Origin of the sequence: Halorubrum aquaticum (assembly GCF_900113615.1) — an archaeon.
In the GTDB taxonomy this organism is placed as follows: Archaea; Halobacteriota; Halobacteria; order Halobacteriales; family Haloferacaceae; genus Halorubrum; species Halorubrum aquaticum.
Genome location: NZ_FOPZ01000004.1, coordinates 109065 through 127244, shown reverse-complemented (window position 1 = coordinate 127244; position 18180 = coordinate 109065). Strand labels below are relative to the sequence as shown.

The window sequence follows — 18180 nt, the reverse complement described above, 5'->3', positions numbered from 1 at the left end:
AGCAGGAAGCCTCGGGGCGCCCCGAGGCACTCGCCTTGAACCGCCTGAAGATTTGGGGAATCTCACCGAATATATTCCGCGTACAAGTCCTGTATCCCCGGCATCCCGTCAGACACCCACACCACGATGCCCACGGCGGTGAGGACACCTCCAAACACAATCATCGGTGTCGCTTCAAGCGTGAGAAAGAATTCGATGAAACTCCGGGATTCACCCTCCGGTACTGGAGTCAACGGCCAAAGCCAATACCCGAGTCCAGAATACTCCTGTGAAAGCATTGGATGGATGCTATCCGCAACCAGATGCGAGAAGTACCCGATCGCAAACGCACCGACGAGTGTGCGCTGATCAGGGTACTGTGTGAGTGTTCGTAAGACGAGTACGATCTCCGTGAACGTGATCAGTGAGTGTGAGAGAGTTCGTCCGTACGGAAGCAGTGGGATCGTCCACGTCAGTGGCTTATCGATGAGATCGGGAAATTGTGTCCCAAATCCGAGCGTGAAGACCGTTAAGCCGATCGGTGGATGCCCGATCCTCCAGCGAGAATACAACGAGTAGATGAGATAGACGACCAATATCCGTTCACTCCTTCGGGAGGGGTCGCATGGTGCCGGTCGACACCGGATCCTTCCGCTGCGGTGAGAGTCTTGGATCGACGTGGATAGTTCACCGGGGCATCCGTTCCGTGAACGTCTCGTAGGCTTCGGCGATTGTCTCGACAATTTCGGCTTTGTCTTCGTCTGCGAGGCTGTCGCCCCGAAATTCGATGAGCGAATCGAGGACGACTTCAAATTTTGGCTCTGTAGTTTCGGTACACGGCGGCGGATTTCACGGGTATCTGACGCTCCGGCGAAGGTTGTAGACGGTGGCTTTCAGCAGCATTTCGCGGAACTCTAGCCACCAGCTGCGCGCACGCACGGCGGAGCCGAGCGTGCGCTTGATCGACGAGAAGACGGTTTCTGACATGGAGCGCTGGTGGTACCGATCACCGTCCATGCGGGCGTTGTGGGCGTGATCGAGTGGATTCATGATCCGGTGTTTAATCAGCGGTCTGATGCCGTTTTCGCGGAGTTCATCGCGGAAGGCTTTGGCGTCGTAGCCGCGATCAGCAGCGAGGCTCCGCAGGTCGCCGGCGTTGCGCCGAGCGACCTGCGGGCCGATCTTCGCATCGTGTTTCTTGGAGGTCGTCGAGTGGATGTCGGTGATGTACAGCGTTTCGACATCCACGAGAGCGGTGACTTTTAGCGCTCGAACGCGGTAGTTCGTGCGGTTAGCGTAGTGGCGGCTGGGCTGATCACGGTCAAAGCCAGTCGAATCGATAGCAGCGTGGCCGGTGCGTTTCTCGGCTGACGCGCCGAGAAACGCACGCCACGTCTTGGTCGGAATCCGCTCAAACCACGTGCGAAGCACCGTGTAGTGTGGAAGTTTGGTGAGTCCGATCTCTTCAAGTACGCCGGGCATTTCTGAGAGCAAATCCACCGCAACGCGGTAGGATTTGCCCAGCTCGATGCGGAGTGCATGCACGGTGAGCATCGCCCACTCTGCGAACCCGCCTCCCCCTTCGGGGTCGGCGGGTTCGTCCGGATTAGCGACAACTGATTTAGCCTTAGCCACCGTAACACGCGTGAAGAGACGGATTTCGGATCTCACACCGATCTGTCTCTTCGCTTTCTACCCAGATAACGGAGTCGTCGGCTTCACGTCTAGCGAAACTACAGAGCCCAAATTTTGATGGATCAGTAGCCTTTGCCACGACTGTCCAGCCGTCCGCGTCGGTGTATGCGAGAGACGCCACGACGTTCGCCGTGAACACGAGGATGTCCCGAATGCCGCCAAGCGTTCCGTCGTCTCCGACAAGACTGTCCGGAGTCGTCGGTATCACGAGTAGGTTGTCACGCTCGTGGGACAATGTGAGTGTCTCGCTAGCCAAGAGCGGCCGGTCGGGGAGTCCGCTGATCATTCTGCTCTCGACTGGGTGTGATACTCTCGTCCGGTCTTAAACTGCGTCAACTCTTCGATCCGGCTCTCCAGTTCTTCGATCTCCTCGCGAAGTTCCGTGGCCTCGGGGTCGTCGCTCGTGGCGAGCCGATCTTTCAGTCCTTGTAGTCGCGTTTCTCGCTGTTCCTCATCCACTTCGGCCTTCCGGACGTACTCCGTCTCCTCGATGTCGTACACGTCCGATTCGGAGAGTTCCGTCACGTCGAGAGCGGAATCGACCTTGTCGCGGTCGACGCTCAACACGCGCTCGCGGTCGATGCCCGCGTCCTCCAGCGTAGCCAGTACCTCCTCGTCGTCTCTGAGGTCTCGGTTGCGACGCGCCGTTCGTTGCACGGAGCCGAACTGGCCGTGAACGGGCTGGTCGTGGTGCAGCCGATCCAACAACACGTTGGTCACGTTCTGGCGCAGGTCGTTGGCATCGCGCTGAATGTCCGAGAGCAAGGTGTAGAGATTGATGAGGGCGGGCGTATCGAGCGCCTTGAGCGAGGAGAGATCGTTCCGCTCTAGCGCATCGATGAGAAGGAGCGCATCGCTGTAGACATCCACGTCGGGCTCCGTGCGCTCGGTGGCTTCCTCCGCTGATTCGGTGTCGTCTGCTCCCGTGATGATCTGGCTTCCGGTCGGTTCGTCGGTTTCGCGGATCACACCCGCGCTCTCGCCGACCTCGAATCGGGGATGCAGACTCAACACGGCGGGATACGGATCGGCATCGGGCGGGAGCCGCGAAAGATCGAATCCATCGGAAGCGTCACTGATGCGCTCGTAGAGCGTCTCGAACTGGTCGCGCTGGAGCGGCCGTGTCTCGTCCACGTCACGGTCGAGAAATTCGACGACGATTCGGTGTTCCTGTACGTCGGTGATCTGGAAACGATCCTGAGAGAGTGGTGTGAGCAGAGTCGCATCCGCGGCGAGACCCTCGCACTCGTCGAGGAGCGTGTGCCATGTGACGCTGAACGGCATTACCGGGTGTATCGTCGGGAGACAGGTAAAGCGTGAGGGTGGTTCGCTCAGATACCGAGATCGCGGAACGTCCAGTCGTTCGGCAGGTTTGCGTCGAAGCCGGCCTCTTCGACGAGATCACGGATGCGCTGTTCGACTGTTTCGTCCAGCTCGAACGTGTAGTCGAATTCCTCGTCCCAGTCGTAGTACTGCGGCATCCCCGGCCAGTGGTCGTCCGTCTTCAGCCCGTAGACGCAATCGAGAAGGTAGCGACGATACGGCATATCGTCACGGGTGATGCGAGGGAGCGTCCCGTCGATCGACTGATCTCTCACCAACGTTTCGAGCAGATCGACCGCCGCGTACTGGTCAGCGTAGAACGCGTGTTCGAGCGTCGGGTTGACGGAGAAGATGTCTTCCGAGGCGCGGGCGCGGAGATGGTCGACCACCGAGTAGTCGGGATGGCCGATTCCCCACCCGTATGCGTGGACTTCCTCCCGCGCAGTATCAGCCGTATCGGCGGCAGTGACTGCGACGCCATCGAGGTACTCGAGCGCCGCAACTGGAATCGCCGACACGCCATCGGTCAACCGCGTGCGGATCACATTCCGTCCCACGGCATTCGCGATCGTGGGCGTCACAAGCGGAATCTCGTCATCGACAGTCGGATCGTGCGCATCGATCATATCCTCGAGAAAACTCCAGCCATCTGATCGCGCCGCCTCGTCAAGGGCGTCACTAACCCGCTCGTGGTACGGCCAGAACACGTCCCGGTATGTATCGCTACTGTTGGCTTCCTCGAGCGCTGACTCGAACTCGCCCCGAAACCCCTGTATCGGAACCTCACGCGACACGGGCACGAAGTCGGATATTCGACGATCCGCGGACGGGTGCGTGAACTGGAGGACCGGGATCTACTACGGAAGGACGACGATGGCTATTACGAACTGACCGAGCGAGGGCAGTCGTATCTCTCCGGCGACATCGACGCAGACGAACTCGAGTAATTGCCGACCCAAACCTCTACGCAGCTCGGAGTTCCCGCACCGTGTCGGCCGGGATCGTGATTCCACCGTCATCGACAGTCACCGAGCCGTCTACCACGTCGTCGAGGAGGTATCGAAGGTCTTGGATGAACGACGCCGGTCGGTTGACTTGGATGCGTTTCGTCGACTTGTCATCGTAGTTCAATCCGCGGTGACGAACGTAGATCTGTGCGAACGACCGGCGGGCGGGGGCCGGTACTTCCCACACGACCGGTGGAAGCCGCTCGAGCGTCGTCTTGTCCCCGTGAGCCGCCCCCATCGTGACGAGGCACCGACCGAGTACTGAGGCGTCCTCCTTCGGGACGAGCTCGGTCGCGCGACTGTCGGCATCGGCGTTGCGGGTCGTCGTCTCGACTCCGACCCGCTTGAAGGCGTGTCGTATCTCGTCGAGATCAACACGTCGGCCGGGAGCGACGGCCGGAGTGAACCATTTTTTCGAGATACTGCCGCCTGCGAGGACGTGCGCGAGGAGATCGACGAGACCGGCGGCCACCTCGTTGTCGGGTTCGGGCTCGAGCCATCCGTGATCGATCGCCGTGTTGATCGCACGAACCGGATCAGGAACACCGTCGTCGAGCCATCCGCGGACCCGACTGGCAGGGAGTTCGAGCGCTCGGCCGACGCGGACTCGTCCGGCCTTCGGGTGTTCGGCTGCGTACTCCTGGACGCGACGGTAATCGAGGACCTTCTCCCACGGATCGGGATACACCCGATCGGTGTACGTTCGCGCGAGGGCTTGGGGCGTGGGCTCCATTAAGCACATCTTATACGTTAGACGTTTTCACTCTATTGAACTAATTTTCATCCGTGATATTCGTGCCAGCAAATACTTATACAGGGTTCCCTTATCTTCTATTAACCAGCAACCGGTCGAGGGGTCGAAAGATATGTTCGTCCGCTCGAATCGGTGAACAGCTGGGTTCAACTATGAAACCAAACAAACTGTTCAACACAGACGACCGTGCTGTGAGTCCCGTGATCGGCGTCATATTGATGGTCGCAATCACCGTCATCCTGGCTGCCGTCATCGGGACGTTCGTGCTCGGACTCGGTGACTCGCTCGGAGACAATCAGCCGAGCGCACAATTGACTTCTGACGTTGACGAGACCAACCAAGGAATTACCATTGAACACGGCGGTGGGGATCCAATTCCTGGTGGAGAAATGGAAGTGATTTTCACTGATGTGACAAATGATGAGAGCGTTACTGTGGGAGAAGTTAGTAGTGGATTCTCCGTCGGAGAATCCGTCTCTGGTCAGAATGCAAGCATTGCGGCAGGTGATGCCCCTACTGTTGATGTTGCCAGTGGTGAAAACTACCGTGTGAGAGTTATTCACGTGCCCAGTGAGTCTATCATACTTGAGGAGACCTTCCAGGCAGATCAGAGCTTTGAGATGGGTATATTTGATCTAAGTTAGACCCTACTTCCGCCGGTTTTTTTTATTCTCAACGAAGGCCGTAATCGTATGATAGACTTTATCGACGATCATATCTGAGATGGTCAATACATCCGATTCGCTTTGTTCCTGTTCTTAATCATTCACCGCCACCGGCTTTCGACTCGTGTCCTGTACCGCAACCCAAGCACATCGGTATTGAACCGCTGGATCGTCACCGGATTCAGTTCATCGCGGGCGTTCCGGATGTTCTCCTCTGACTGAATGAGGTGTGCGAGCGCGGCATCAATTACCACGCTCATCGCGGATCGTCGTCGGGACCGCTCGCGACAATTTCGCTCGCCTTTTCGAGCTGCCACTCGCGTTCGTCGGTGAGTTTCAGGCTAGTTCGACGGCTCATTCATATACCTCCGTATGTACGGGGGTCGCGATCCCGTCGTTCTGGAGTGACTGAACGGGTCCGCGTTGAAGTGGCACCGACCGACCGACCACGATCTCGACGACGGCCACCCGCAACCCAACCGATTTCTATGTACTTCGGTCGTCTTCGAGGACCATCGAAGTACATAGATCGCGGTTCGTGAATACATCCACGTCGAACCCCACGGGGTCGCCTCGAGAACCCCCTTCCGGCGGGTTTCACGCGCGATCAACTCGATGCCATCGTCTTTCTCGGCGAGCGAGGGGGTGGCGGCCCCGATGAGTACAAGCCAGACGAGCCTGTCTGCGTCGAATTCTAGTGGCCGCACCATGCGGAGGTGGATTCGGAAGATGAGGTCAGAAAGTCGTGAGTGTGGTCGTAGTAGTACGCGAGTGCCCGGTGGACGTCGCTGAGAGTGAGATCGGGGTATAGTTATGTGATCTCGTCAGGGCTGTACCTGCTGTGTTCGTACGCTGACGCGATGTCTTTAACGCGGATCCCCGTCTCCTCGATGGTCGACGCACCGTCCCTGTGCTCGCGATCCCGAACAATTCCCATACCTGGAAATGGCCGAGAAGCGGCTTGAAACCCGTGGTCCGGCCGATTGTGCCGTCCGCCGAGAGCAGGACACCCCGGATCTGGCTAGCCGATCACTCCAGAGGGAGCGCGTTGCCGACAGTCTGGGGATCGGCGTCACCGAACTCGGGAACCTCCGTCTCGTCACAATGGCGGTCAAGTACCACAATTCTATTGAAATCCTCTTCTTCAGATAGGTTATCGTCTGAAACAACTGTTTGCTGAAGACTGTATTTCCAACGAAAGACACATTGACCTACGTATGGTGATTGTACATCTGGACACTTTTCAAGGTCTGTACCGGCAGCTAGACGATTGTGTGTGGCCTATTCCGTGTTTCCTACGCTCTTCTCGTTGGTCTCGTCTCCGCAGTGGGTGTATTTGCTGTTAGGCTCTTACTGCCGGGTGATGGAAGTTTTGGACCAGTAATGATGGGAATCACAATGGCTGTCGTCTACTATGCCTTTGATCCAAATATGCGACCTTCTTCTGTACTGACTGAAGCTAATTTAGAACGTATCATCTGCTGAAGATGTGAACAAAGCCCCACGCCCGAGAATGTCAACAGGGAACACACCTGCCACTGACGCTCCTCGAGTACGCATGACCCACTCGACCCGCGATGTCGACGGATGGTCCGGTGGACGTATGGCGACGCCAGTACCCCCGCATCGAGAAGACCAGTGGGATCACCAAACTCGAAGAGATGCCTCGGCCCAAGTGATCTCCGATAAATCCGATCTCTCGATATGAAGCCCTTCTATCCTCCCGAGAAGGGCATAGACCCCGTACGATTCGTCGAATTCGAACACATGGTTCGAACCCACACCCCTCGTTTCGTCTGTTCTTCTCCAGTTGAACACCCTCCACTCGTTTCACGACGTATCGTCACGGCCCATGGTCTCGAAGGTCTACCGGACACACCCCTCGTTTCGTCTGTTCTGCCTCCCAAAAGAGGGCTTCACGTCGACTCGGCTTCGATCGCATCCCGCGTTTCGAGGACGATGGTCGGATCGAGTGCCAGCTCGTACTGGTAGTGGGCGCCACCTGCGCGTCCCTCGTTGTGTTCAGTTCGTTCGAGAAACCCGAGCATGGTGAGATCGGCGAGATGATTTTGGATACTCTTGAGCGTGGTGAGCGGGTCTTGCTGTCTCCCTTCAGCTACGCGAACGTATGCCTGCTGTACTTCCTTCGACTTGGCGGGCGTCGATCCGCTGACTTCGAGTTTCGCGAGTGCTTCGAGGATCAATTGACCGTGCATGGTCTGATCACGCAGCTTGTTCTCGACACGACCGCGCTGAACGCGATCGACCGCGACCTCGATGTGTTCATCCGTGACCTCGCTGGCACCGTTCTCCTCGGCAACGTCGCCACCCTCTCGGAGCAGGTCGATGGCTTGCCGTGCGCTTCCAGTGTCCTTTGCTGCGTTGGCCGCAGCGAGTTTGATCGCCGAATCGTCCCACGCATCCTCGATCAACGCTTTCTCGACTCACGTCGTGAGGATCGACCGAAGTTCGGTGTCTCGGCGGTTTCCTACGAACCGATTTGCTAAGTCGTCGTTTCCCTCGATGGGAGAGTACGTTTCGTCTGTCTTGTGGTCGGAATCATGGCCGGAAGCGATACACGGACGGTATATTTCGTCTGTCTTCGACGTTGTCGAACGGCTCGGTCGACGAGCGTCCGCTGTGTGGGTGGCTCTCACACGTAGTGTCCTGTGCCGTCGTTCGGCGTTTCGATTCTTGGGAGCGTGTGCTTCACTGGGAGAGAGTTCGTTTCGTGTGTCTTGGATTCGTTGCGTGGCGTTCACCGGTGAACACGGTCGTCGTGGCTCACACGGAGAGTGGCTTTCGTCTGTCTTCGTGGGAACCGTTGCGCCCGTGTGACGTGGAAAACCATCGAGACGGGTGGACGCACGACAAAGACAAACGAGACTAACAAAAGCAGGTTTTAAATATAATTGGGCAGTGTTAGCTAATAGACCAATGGCCGGGCCGTTCAGCGACATCGAGCGATCGATATTTGCTGCCAAAGAGGTCCTCTCAGAGGATCATCAACCCGATAAGATCCTTGAGCGTGACGAGGAGATCGACGAGTATCGCCACGCGCTCCAGGACGTTCTCTTCGGTCGGACTCCACAGAACGTCATGTTGTACGGGAAGGCGGGCCTCGGGAAAACCGCCGTCACGAAATACATGATGGAAGCACTCCGAGACGAGATCACGGAACGGCCGGACGCCGACGAGTTACACGTCCACGAGTTGAACTGTAACGGGAAGACCGTCTACTCCGTCGTCCGTACGCTCGTCAACGAACTACTTCCGGAGACTGCGAGCGTGTTTCCGAAACGTGGATTGAGTACGTCCGACGCGTTCGAGGAACTCTACGCTCAACTCGATCGGCTCGGCGGAACACACCTCGTCGTCTTCGACGAGATCGATCACCTCGATGACGTCGATACGCTCCTGTATGAACTGCCTCGTGCGAGATCGATCGGTCACATCACGAACTCGAAGATCGGCATCATCGGGATCAGTAACAACTACACTTTCAGACGGAGTCTCTCTCCGAAGGTCAAAGACACGCTGATGGAATCTGAGATCTCCTTTAGCCCGTACGACGCGAGCGAACTACGAGCGATACTCGACGACCGCATCGACCGTGCGTTCGTTGACGGCGTCTGTGACGACTCGGCAATCGCGAGAGCAGCGGCGATCGCAGCGAAGGATCGGGGTAACGCACGACAGGCGATCGATCTCCTTCGGGTCGGTGGAGAAGTGGCCAAAAAGCGGGGCGACGATCACGTCGACGATTCACACATCGTTGAGGCACAGGAACTCGTTCAACGTGGACGGTTACGAAATCGGATCCGAGACCAGACCCAGCACGCCCAACTCCTCTTGGAAACCCTCGCGTACATCGAGCAGCGAGGGGATACACCGACTCGTTCGAAGACGATCAAAACTCGGTACGAAGACGTCGCTGCGTCTCACGCGGCCGATCCGCTCACGACGCTCAAGAGTATTCAGAACCATCTCTCGGATCTCCACATGCTCGGATTCCTCCAGCGAAGTGGCCAGAATCACGGTGAGAGTGGCGGAAGGTACTACGAGTACAGTCTGGATCTCGATCCCGAGATTGTTCTCGACATCAGACGGGAGATCGAAACGGAGCGCGATCCCCGTTGATGTCAGGACAGCCCCTCCACTCTTCCGAGTAAGACAGACGAAACGTACTCTCTCAGTATCGTTCTCTCAGTACCAGCTCGACACGTGGCGTTCGGAGTTACTTGTCGAGACAGAAGAAATGTACTCTCCGTCTCCTCCACGACACGTCGAGACGGATGGCAACCTGGACAGACGAAACGTACTCTCTCACTTCTCGAGCGACGTGCCATTTCTCGAAGGACCTCATCTCGGACGTACATCTCCTTCTCAACGATCTACAGACGCCCTGGCGTCCGAATCCGAACGCCTTCGAAAGGGGAACCGTTTTACTCCCCGCCTAATACCCATGGGATAATGCGATTCACGGGTGGTCCCTCATGGAACTGATCGACGACGACGGCGACCTCTTTGGCGTCGTCAACGTCGTCGACGCGCTCGTCGTGCTGTTGGTCCTCGCGGTCGGCGTCGCCGGTATCGCGCTCGTATTCTCCGATGACCCCGCGCCTGAACCCGATACTGACACCACGTACGCAACCCTTGATATGGGTACACAGCCGACCTACATCGTCGACGCGATAAACGAGGGCGACACCTACAGCCCGAACGATGTCTCGACGATGACCGTCACCGATGTCCACCTCACGCCACGTGGAGACGACATCGGCGTCACTCTCCGAGTCGAACTCGAGGGTGAACTCGACGGTGATTCTATCGCCTACGGGGACGCCCCGCCACGACTCGGCCGGAGCCTCACGCTCGCGACCTCTCGCTACGAGGTGAGCGGACAGATCCGCGGCGTCAGCGACGGCGACGCGCTCGAGCGCGAGGAGACTACCGTGATCGTCCGCGACACGCTCGATAGCGAGACTGCGGCCGATATCGCCGCCGGCGACGAGGTACGCCTGGCCGGCCGCACCGTCGCGACCGTCGAGGACGTCACGACGTACGCGACGGGCGACCCGTCTCAGAGCCGGGTGTTCCTCGAGACAACGCTTGATGCCCACCGCGAGGACGGTCGGACTCGCTTCGGTGGCGTTCCCCTCCGCCGCGGACAACCGCTCACCCTGCCTGCCGACGACTACACTGTCGACGGGACGATTGAGCGCGTCAACGGCGACCTCCAGTTGGGCGAGACTACGACCCGCACGGTCACCATCCGGATGGACGAGGTTCGTCAGGACATGGCCGACGCGATCCGCCCGGGGATGCGCGAGGGATCCGTGAGCGACCCCGTCGCCGAGATCGTTGCCGTCGAGACGGAGCCGTCGATCATCATCGCGACCGGCGAGAACGGGAGCGTCAACGTCGTCGACCATCCCGTCAACCGCGACGTGACGATCACCGCGGAGTTCCAGGTTCGCGAAACGACGACCGGCGTCCAGTTCAAGGGTGAATCCCTGCGTAGCGGGTCGACGGTCACGCTCGACCTCGGGACGGTCGTCATCGACGCGGAGGTGGTGAGCGTCGCCGGATGATCCGTGGTCGTCACGGTCCACGCGTCCGCCCACAGTCCTCGAGCGCCCGCTCTCCACGCGGCCGTCCCTCGGAGGTGTCCGCCGCGTGACCACGCGCTCAACGGACGGGTCCGGTCACACTCGCTCGGGCGGATCGTCGAACGGCGACGAGCCGGCCGCGATCGCTGGATCGACGATCGTCTCGGCAATGCGAACCGTCGGGAGTCACGTCGCCGCCTGGGTCCGCAGCTCCGCGATCTACGCCTGGCTCACGGCCGAGCCGGATCCGGAGGTGATCGTTATCGACCTCCGCGAGACGTGGACGGTTGGCCCCTTCCTCAAGATCCTCGACTGGGTCATCGATTTCCTGATCGGTGCCATGGGGGGTTCGATCTTTGCGAAGGCGGCCGGAGCTGCAGTGAGTCAAACTCGAGAAACGCCGCTGCGTGTCGGTGGCGGGTTCACGCTTCTCGCAGGACTGGCACTCTTCCTCGTCACGGTCGCCGGCGACGCCGTCTCGACGACGCTTCTGGTGGGCGCGCTCGTCGTCTCCACGGTCGGTGCCGTGGGGCTGCGCGACCGGCGGAGCTGGGGAGAACTCCGCGACACGCGCGTCGTCGAACTTCTCATCCGCGCACTCGAGCCGCCGGCTCCTCCGGAGGGGGCCGATGGATCGGCTGCTTCGGATGGTTCCGTTGTTTCCTCTGAGTCTTCCGACCCTGACGGACCCAGTTTGACGGAGCGTGACGCCTCGTCGAGCGACGCGGAATCGGACCCCGTCACCGATGACGCCGCCACAACAGCCGACGATCCGGAGCCAACGCTCTTTCCGGACGACCCGAGTGATCCTTCGGACGACACGGAGTCGACGTTGTTCCCGGATGACTCTGTGGACTCATCGGATAACACGAAATCGGAATCGACTCGAGACGACGATCGATCCTGATCGCTGTTCGACTCATACGATCCGATCCGGCAGCCGTTCGCGTAGTCACCGGACCCACCACACCATGTGTATTGGTACCAACCACATGTAGACCGAATCGGCGCTTCTTAAGTACCCGGATCGCGCCAGTGTGAGACGTGACGGACACCCTCCTGATCGCGGTCCTTGCCGGGATCGTCCAAGGCGTCGTGGAGTGGCTGCCGGTCTCGAGTCAGGGAAACCTCGCACTGTTTCTCACGTTCGTCGGCACGGAGCCGGACGCCGCCTTACAGCTCGCGCTCTTCTTACAGGTCGGGACGACGCTTTCGGCGGCAACGTACTATCGCACGGAGATCCTGACCGCGCTGCGCGCGACGCCCGGCTGGCGACCTGCCGGAGCGTACGACGGTGATAACGCGCTCGTTTCATATATCGTCCTCGCCAGCGCGATGACTGGCCTCGTTGGGATCCCGCTGTACGTCTTCGCCGTCGATCTGGCTGGCCGGCTCACCGGCGGCGTATTCATCGCCGTCATCGGCGTTCTGTTGGTCGCGACTGGCGTCTTGACGTACGCCTCCGAGGCGGTGTCCATGGGGGGGAGCACGGAGCCGACCCTCGTCGATTCACTACTCGTTGGGGCGGTCCAAGGCGTTGCGATCCTCCCGGGGATCTCGCGTTCGGGAGTGACGACGAGCGCACTGTTGTTCCGGAGTTACGACCCGCCGGCGGCGTTCCGACTCTCGTTCCTGCTCTCGATCCCCGCGAGTCTCGGAGCGGCGGTCCTGACACTGCTCGATGCTGGGGGACTGCCCGGGATCGAACCCACTTCGGCCGCCGTCGCGCTCGTGGTGAGTGCCGTCGTCGGCTACATCACGATCGACGCGCTAATGCGGGTCGTCGAGCGGATTCCATTTTGGGCCGTCTGTTTCGGCCTCGGCGCGCTCGCAATCGTGGGTGGTGGGATCGTCTCTGTCGTGGTGTGAACTGACCGACAGCAAGCGGAAGCCTCCCCGATCACCTGCCTGAGCGAAGTAGGGTGGGGTAGTTGACTTTCTTTCTCGTGGTTGGCTGGACGGTATCCTTTTGCTGATGCGACGCCTGTCGCCGATCATGAGTGTCACGATCTCTCCCCCGACCGAACGGACCTGCGAACTATGCGGCCGCGCCGAGCGCTGGGACGCCGACACGGAGGGGTGGCGCATCGACGGGGAGCCCGGCGACGTCTACTGTATCCACGACTGGGACGTCAACGGAACGTACGCACCCTTCGAAGAGAATTGACGAACGTCCGCAACCTACTCTATTCAACCCGTTTTTGAGTCATGTTCGAGGATATATGTCCAATCTATCCGCACATATGGGATAACTAACTGATCAATCGTAGATAGTGATAAACCGTATCAATCCCTGATAGATAATTACCTTATATTCCCTAATGTGTGTACGATGGATCCTACCCATATCAGGGTTATTCCTTTAACTCATGATTCGAGAGGAGGTGTATGACCAAGTCACGTAGTACCATCCCCGAGCTGGAGACGGCCCGGGACGGCCGCGACGCGGGGCTCGCCTCCCCGACCGATGACCGCTCGAACTGCGGGATCGGCGGCGTCATCGACCTCGACGGCACGCCCGCACACGACACGGTACGCGACGCCGTTCGACTCTTAGAGAATCTCGAACACCGTGGAACGACCGGTGCGGAAGAGAACACTGGCGACGGGGCCGGGATCATGGTCGCGCGGCCCGACGAGTTCTTCGAGGCGGTCGTCGACGCCGACCTTCCAGAGGAGTACGCCGTCGGCTCCGTCTTCATGCCGCCGGAACCCGGCGTCCGCGCGGAGATCCACGACGTCATCGCCGAGGTGCTCTCCGTCTACGGCCTGGAAGTGCTCGCCTGGCGGTCGGTCCCGACCGACAACGACGACCTCGGCGAGACCGCCGTCGAGTCGGAACCCCACGTCGCCCAGCTGTTCGTCGCCCCCGTCGAGGGAGCCGGCCTCGCCGAGCGGTTCACCGACCCCTCGGCGGATCCCGACGCCGACCCCGAACTGCTCGGGTTCGACCGCGCGCTGTACGCCGCCCGTCGCGAGATCGAGAACGTCGTGAGCGACGTCGACGGCGCGGGGCGCTTTTACGTCTGCTCGTTCGACCGCCAGCGCGTCGTGTACAAGGGGCTGCTCAAGGGTTCACAGCTTTCCGGGTACTACCCCGACCTCGAGGACGAGCGGTTCGCGAGCCACGTCGCGTTGGTCCACGCGCGCTTCTCGACGAACACGCTCGGCGCGTGGCACCTCGCGCACCCGTACCGCAACGTGGTCCACAACGGCGAGTTCAACACGATCCGCGGGAACGTCAACTGGATGCGCGCCCGCGAGAACGACCTGGACCACCCGGCATTCGGCGCGGAGCTCGAGACGATCCGGCCGGTGATCGACGATCCGAACCAGTCCGACACCGCCAGTCTCGACAACGCGATCGAGCTCCTCTTGCAGACCGGGCGCGACCTCCCGCACGTCCTGCGGATGCTCGTTCCCGAGGCGTTCCGTGACGACGACCTCATGGCCGAGGAACGCGCGGACTTCTACGACTACCACGCCTCGCTCGTCGAGCCATGGGACGGCCCCGCCCTCGTCATCGGCTTCGACGGCGACCGCGTCGCGGGCGTGCTCGACCGCAACGGCCTCCGTCCGTGCCGGTATGAGGTCACGACCGACAACCGGCTCGTCGTCGGTAGCGAGGTCGGCGCGCTCCCGACCGACGCCGCCGACGTGACGCGCCGCGGCCGCCTCCAACCCGGCGAGATCTTCGTCGCCGACCCCGAAGAGGGGCGGATCGTCCCCGACGACGAGGTGTTTGACGAGCTCACCGACGAGAAGTACGGCGAGTGGGTCGACGACGGGCAGGTCGAACTCGACGCCCTCGTCGACGGGAATTCGGAGTTCGACGAGCTCGATGGACGGTCTGACGACGAGACAGAGTACACCGTCCGGGCCCACCAAGCCGCCTTCGGCTACACCACGGACTCGCTGAACCACCTCGTGGAGCCGATGGCAGAGGCGGGGAAAGACCCCGTTGGGTCGATGGGCGACGACACCCCGCTGTCGGTGCTCGCCGACGTCGACCGGCCGCTTTTCACCTACTTCAAACAGCTGTTCGCGCAGGTGTCGAACCCACCGATCGACTACATCCGCGAGGAGCTCGTCACCTCCCTCGAGTCGCGGATCGGCAACCAGCGCAACCTGCTCGCGGAGACGCCCGAACACGCCCGCCAGATCGTCGCCGACTCCCCGGTGCTCTCCGATACCGAGGCAGCCGCGCTGAAGGAACTCGATGGCGATTCCGGATTCTCCGCCGAGACCGTCGACACCACCTATGACCGGAGCACGTCGCTCACCGACGCGGTCACCCGGATCCGGAGTGAGGCGACCGACGCGATCGAGGGCGGCGCGGACGTAGTCGTCCTCTCGGACCGGGCGATCGGGTCCGCCCGACTCGCGGTCCCGAGCCTGCTCGCGACCGGCGCGGTCCATCACCACCTCGTTCGCAACGGACTGCGCAACCGCGCGGGCCTCGTCATCGAGTCCGGCGAGCCCCACGAGGTCCATCACCTCGCCACGCTGGTCGGGTACGGCGCGGACGCGGTCGACCCGTACCTCGCGTACGCCTCCATCGCCGACGTGGTCGCGGGCCCCGACGGCGCGGACGAGGCGGACGCGCTCGCCGCCTACCGGGGCGCGTTGGAGGACGGCCTCCTGAAGACGATGGCGAAGATGGGGATCTCGACGGTCGAGTCCTATCAGGGCGCACAGATCTTCGAGGCGGTCGGGCTCGACTCCGGGCTCGTCGCCGAGTTCTTCGAGGGCACCGAGATCCGCACCGAGGGGATCGGGATCGAGGAGATCGAAGACGACCTCCGGACCCGTCACGCGATGGCCTTCGGCGTCGACCCCGAACTCGAGACGGTCGGCGAGTACGAGAACCGCTCGTCGGGCGTCCACCACGGCTGGAACCCCCAGACGGTCGGGACGCTCCAGCAGGCGGTACGGAGCGGCGACTACGAGCAGTACGGGGAGTTCGCCGAACTGGTCAACGACCAGTCCGAGACGCTTCAGACGCTGCGGGGACTCCTCGAGTTCGACTCCGACCGCGACCCGGTCCCGCTCGAGGAAGTGGAGCCCGTCGAGTCGATCGTCGAGCGCTTCTCGACGGCCGCGATGAGCCTCGGGAGCCTCTCGCCGGAGGCCCACGAGAACAACGCGATCGCGATGAACCGCCTCGGCGCGAAATCCAACACCGGCGAGGGCGGCGAGCCGCCCGAGCGGTTCGACACCGAAAAGGAGTGCAACGTCAAGCAGGTCGCCTCCGGCCGCTTCGGCGTCACCGCAGAGTACCTCGCGAACGCCGACGAACTCCAGATCAAGATGGCACAGGGGTCAAAACCCGGTGAGGGCGGCCACCTGCCCGGCGAGAAGGTCAACGAGATGATCGCCCACGTCCGGTGTTCCACGCCCGGCGTGGGGCTCATCTCCCCGCCCCCGCAACACGACATCTACTCGATCGAGGACCTCAAACAGCTCATCTTCGATCTGAAGGCCGCGAACCCCTCGGCCGACGTCAACGTGAAGCTCGTCTCGGAGGCCGGGATCGGCACCATCGCAGCGGGCGTCGCGAAGGCGAACGCTGACGTGGTCCACATCTCCGGTCACTCCGGCGGAACGGGGGCGTCGCCGAAGACGTCGATTAAGAACGCGGGGCTCCCGTGGGAGCTCGGGCTCGCGGAGGCGAATCAGATGCTTCGCGCGACCGGACTGCGCGATCGGATCCGCGTGACCGCCGACGGCGGGCTCAAGACCGGCCGCGACGTGGCCGTCGCCGCGGCACTCGGCGCGGAGGAGTACGTCTTCGGCACCGCCTCGCTCGTCACCTCCGGCTGCGTGATGGCCCGGCAGTGTCACGAGAACACGTGCCCGGTGGGCGTCGCCACCCAGCGCGAGGACCTCCGCCAGCGCTTTCCCGGCCAACCCGACCACGTCATCAACTACATGACGTTCATCGCCCAGGAGCTACGCGAGCTCATGGCCGAGCTGGGGTTCACGGATCTCGAGGAGTTCATCGGCCGGCCGGATCTGTTGAGCCAGCGCGAGACCGACCACGAGAAGGCGAGCCACCTCGACCTCTCGGCGGTGATCGCCGACCCCGCCGGCGACTCCCGGACCAAGACCCGCGCGCAGGCCCACGCCGGCATCGAGGAGCTGCTCGACTGGGACCTGATCGAGGAGGCGTCACCCGCCATCGAGGACGGCACGCCCGTCGCGCTCACCCGCGACATCGACAACGTCGACCGCGCGGTGGGCGCGACCCTCTCGAACCGGGTCGTCTCCGCTCACGGCGGCGAGGGGCTCGCGGACGACACCGTCACCTGTCGGTTCGACGGCCATGCCGGACAGAGCTTCGGCGCATTCCTCGCGCGGGGGATCACGATGGAGCTCGCCGGCGCGGCCAACGACTACGTCGGCAAGGGGCTCTCCGGCGGCCGGATCGTGATCTCGACGCCCGAGGACGCGGGCTACGACCCGGCCGAGAACGTCGTCGCCGGCAACGTCTGTCTGTACGGCGCGACCGCGGGCGAGACGTACGTCAACGGCGTCGTCGGCGAGCGCTTCGGCGTCCGCAACTCGGGCGTCAAGGCGGTCGTCGAGGGCGTCGGCGACCACGGCTGTGAGTACATGACCGGCGGCGTCGTCGCCGTGCTCGGCGACACCGGCCGCAACTTCGCGGCGGGGATGTCCGGCGGCGTCGCCTACGTCTACGACCCCGACGACCGGCTCGGAGAGCGGCTCAACCGCGGGATGGTGTCGCTCTCGTCCGACCTCGACGCCAGCGACGAGGCGATGCTCCGCCGGCTCGTCGAGAACCACCGGGCGTACACCGACAGCGACCGCGCCGCCGAGCTGCTCGACGACTGGGAGGCCTCCCTCGATGACTTCGTGCGCGTCTTCCCCGACGCGTACGCCGACGTGATCGCCGAGGGGACGGGCACCGACGTGCGCGAGGAGCCACCCGCGCCCGCCGACGCCGTTCCCGACGCCGCCAGCGACGCGACCGAACAGGTCTCGAGCGACGACTGAGTCGGCGGGGGTCCCCTTCTTCATTTTCTCTCGTCCGGATCCGTAGGAATCCTCGGATGGAGATGCGTTTTGATCCGACTCTAATCAACACATAGCGCCCGTTGTTCGTACAACCGTGAGCGTCTCTC

At 61.7% G+C, this 18180-nt stretch carries 15 protein-coding genes and 1 pseudogene; 8 read left to right on the top strand and 8 right to left on the bottom strand.

Translation table 11 applies throughout. The annotated features are described in order from the left end of the window. Nucleotides 1-62 precede the first annotated feature (62 nt). The 5 genes from F3H10_RS16540 to F3H10_RS05230 form a co-directional block, all read right to left on the bottom strand. Nucleotides 63-551, bottom strand: a complete 489-nt coding sequence (locus F3H10_RS16540) for a metal-dependent hydrolase (RefSeq protein ID WP_223174222.1) — start codon at nt 549-551, stop codon at nt 63-65. 277 nt (nt 552-828) lie between these two features. Then, nucleotides 829-1650 (bottom strand): IS5 family transposase, encoded by an 822-nt coding sequence (locus tag F3H10_RS05245; protein WP_149783779.1) that lies wholly within the window; start codon nt 1648-1650, stop codon nt 829-831. Next, nucleotides 1607-1960, bottom strand: a complete 354-nt coding sequence (locus tag F3H10_RS05240; protein WP_223174205.1) for a hypothetical protein — start codon at nt 1958-1960, stop codon at nt 1607-1609. The genes F3H10_RS05245 and F3H10_RS05240 overlap by 44 nt, the downstream gene beginning before the upstream one ends. Continuing rightward, the gene (locus F3H10_RS05235) at nt 1957-2958 is read right to left on the bottom strand and encodes a hypothetical protein (RefSeq protein WP_149783778.1); all 1002 of its coding nucleotides are present in this window, start codon (nt 2956-2958) and stop codon (nt 1957-1959) included. The genes F3H10_RS05240 and F3H10_RS05235 overlap by 4 nt, the downstream gene beginning before the upstream one ends. A gap of 47 nt (nt 2959-3005) precedes the next feature. Further along, on the bottom strand, nt 3006-3791 hold the full coding sequence (locus F3H10_RS05230) for a hypothetical protein (RefSeq protein ID WP_223174204.1): 786 nt from the start codon (nt 3789-3791) through the stop codon (nt 3006-3008). A gap of 36 nt (nt 3792-3827) precedes the next feature. On the opposite strand from F3H10_RS05230, the gene F3H10_RS05225 reads away from it, so the two are divergent. After that, on the top strand, nt 3828-3944 hold the full coding sequence (locus tag F3H10_RS05225; RefSeq protein ID WP_262488555.1) for a hypothetical protein: 117 nt from the start codon (nt 3828-3830) through the stop codon (nt 3942-3944). 16 nt (nt 3945-3960) lie between these two features. On the opposite strand, the gene F3H10_RS05220 is transcribed toward F3H10_RS05225, so the two are convergent. Beyond that, on the bottom strand, nt 3961-4737 hold the full coding sequence (locus F3H10_RS05220) for a hypothetical protein (protein ID WP_149783777.1): 777 nt from the start codon (nt 4735-4737) through the stop codon (nt 3961-3963). A gap of 173 nt (nt 4738-4910) precedes the next feature. On the opposite strand from F3H10_RS05220, the gene F3H10_RS05215 reads away from it, so the two are divergent. Then, nucleotides 4911-5402 carry a type IV pilin gene (locus tag F3H10_RS05215; RefSeq protein ID WP_149783776.1) on the top strand — a complete coding sequence of 164 codons (492 nt, stop codon included), beginning with the start codon at nt 4911-4913 and terminating at the stop codon, nt 5400-5402. 122 nt (nt 5403-5524) lie between these two features. Here the strand turns inward: F3H10_RS05215 and F3H10_RS16535 are convergent. Both F3H10_RS16535 and F3H10_RS16250 read right to left on the bottom strand, forming a co-directional pair. Continuing rightward, a pseudogene (locus tag F3H10_RS16535) lies at nt 5525-5781 on the bottom strand (DUF7386 family protein). Between the two features lie 1558 nt (nt 5782-7339). Then, nucleotides 7340-7855, bottom strand: coding sequence for a cell division control protein 6-like protein (locus F3H10_RS16250; protein ID WP_223174202.1), 516 nt, complete (start codon nt 7853-7855; stop codon nt 7340-7342). Nucleotides 7856-8360: 505 nt separating this feature from the next. On the opposite strand from F3H10_RS16250, the gene F3H10_RS05200 reads away from it, so the two are divergent. The 6 genes from F3H10_RS05200 to gltB all read left to right on the top strand — a co-directional run bounded on the left by F3H10_RS05200 (nt 8361) and on the right by gltB (nt 18052). Next, on the top strand, nt 8361-9563 hold the full coding sequence (locus F3H10_RS05200; protein ID WP_149783775.1) for an orc1/cdc6 family replication initiation protein: 1203 nt from the start codon (nt 8361-8363) through the stop codon (nt 9561-9563). A 356-nt stretch (nt 9564-9919) separates the two neighbouring features. After that, the gene (locus F3H10_RS05195) at nt 9920-11017 is read left to right on the top strand and encodes a DUF4330 domain-containing protein (protein ID WP_149783774.1); all 1098 of its coding nucleotides are present in this window, start codon (nt 9920-9922) and stop codon (nt 11015-11017) included. Between the two features lie 187 nt (nt 11018-11204). Continuing rightward, nucleotides 11205-11942 (top strand): hypothetical protein, encoded by a 738-nt coding sequence (locus F3H10_RS05190; protein WP_149783773.1) that lies wholly within the window; start codon nt 11205-11207, stop codon nt 11940-11942. A gap of 137 nt (nt 11943-12079) precedes the next feature. Next, nucleotides 12080-12904 carry an undecaprenyl-diphosphate phosphatase gene (locus F3H10_RS05185; RefSeq protein ID WP_149783772.1) on the top strand — a complete coding sequence of 275 codons (825 nt, stop codon included), beginning with the start codon at nt 12080-12082 and terminating at the stop codon, nt 12902-12904. Between the two features lie 127 nt (nt 12905-13031). After that, the gene (locus F3H10_RS15965) at nt 13032-13202 is read left to right on the top strand and encodes an HEWD family protein (RefSeq protein ID WP_188127867.1); all 171 of its coding nucleotides are present in this window, start codon (nt 13032-13034) and stop codon (nt 13200-13202) included. A gap of 221 nt (nt 13203-13423) precedes the next feature. Then, nucleotides 13424-18052, top strand: a complete 4629-nt coding sequence (gene gltB / locus F3H10_RS05180) for a glutamate synthase large subunit (protein WP_149783771.1) — start codon at nt 13424-13426, stop codon at nt 18050-18052. Nucleotides 18053-18180: the final 128 nt, after the last annotated feature.

Bases quoted from the DNA above. Each gene is read 5' to 3' on its own strand.
- F3H10_RS05240 (WP_223174205.1), bottom strand. From the start codon at position 1,960: ATGATCAGCGGACTCCCCGACCGGCCGCTCTTGGCTAGCGAGACACTC.
- F3H10_RS05235 (WP_149783778.1), bottom strand. From the start codon at position 2,958: ATGCCGTTCAGCGTCACATGGCACACGCTCCTCGACGAGTGCGAGGGT.
- F3H10_RS05220 (WP_149783777.1), bottom strand. From the start codon at position 4,737: ATGGAGCCCACGCCCCAAGCCCTCGCGCGAACGTACACCGATCGGGTG.
- F3H10_RS05215 (WP_149783776.1), top strand. From the start codon at position 4,911: ATGAAACCAAACAAACTGTTCAACACAGACGACCGTGCTGTGAGTCCC.
- F3H10_RS05200 (WP_149783775.1), top strand. From the start codon at position 8,361: ATGGCCGGGCCGTTCAGCGACATCGAGCGATCGATATTTGCTGCCAAA.
- F3H10_RS05195 (WP_149783774.1), top strand. From the start codon at position 9,920: ATGGAACTGATCGACGACGACGGCGACCTCTTTGGCGTCGTCAACGTC.
- F3H10_RS05190 (WP_149783773.1), top strand. From the start codon at position 11,205: ATGCGAACCGTCGGGAGTCACGTCGCCGCCTGGGTCCGCAGCTCCGCG.
- F3H10_RS15965 (WP_188127867.1), top strand. From the start codon at position 13,032: ATGAGTGTCACGATCTCTCCCCCGACCGAACGGACCTGCGAACTATGC.
- gltB (WP_149783771.1), top strand. From the start codon at position 13,424: ATGACCAAGTCACGTAGTACCATCCCCGAGCTGGAGACGGCCCGGGAC.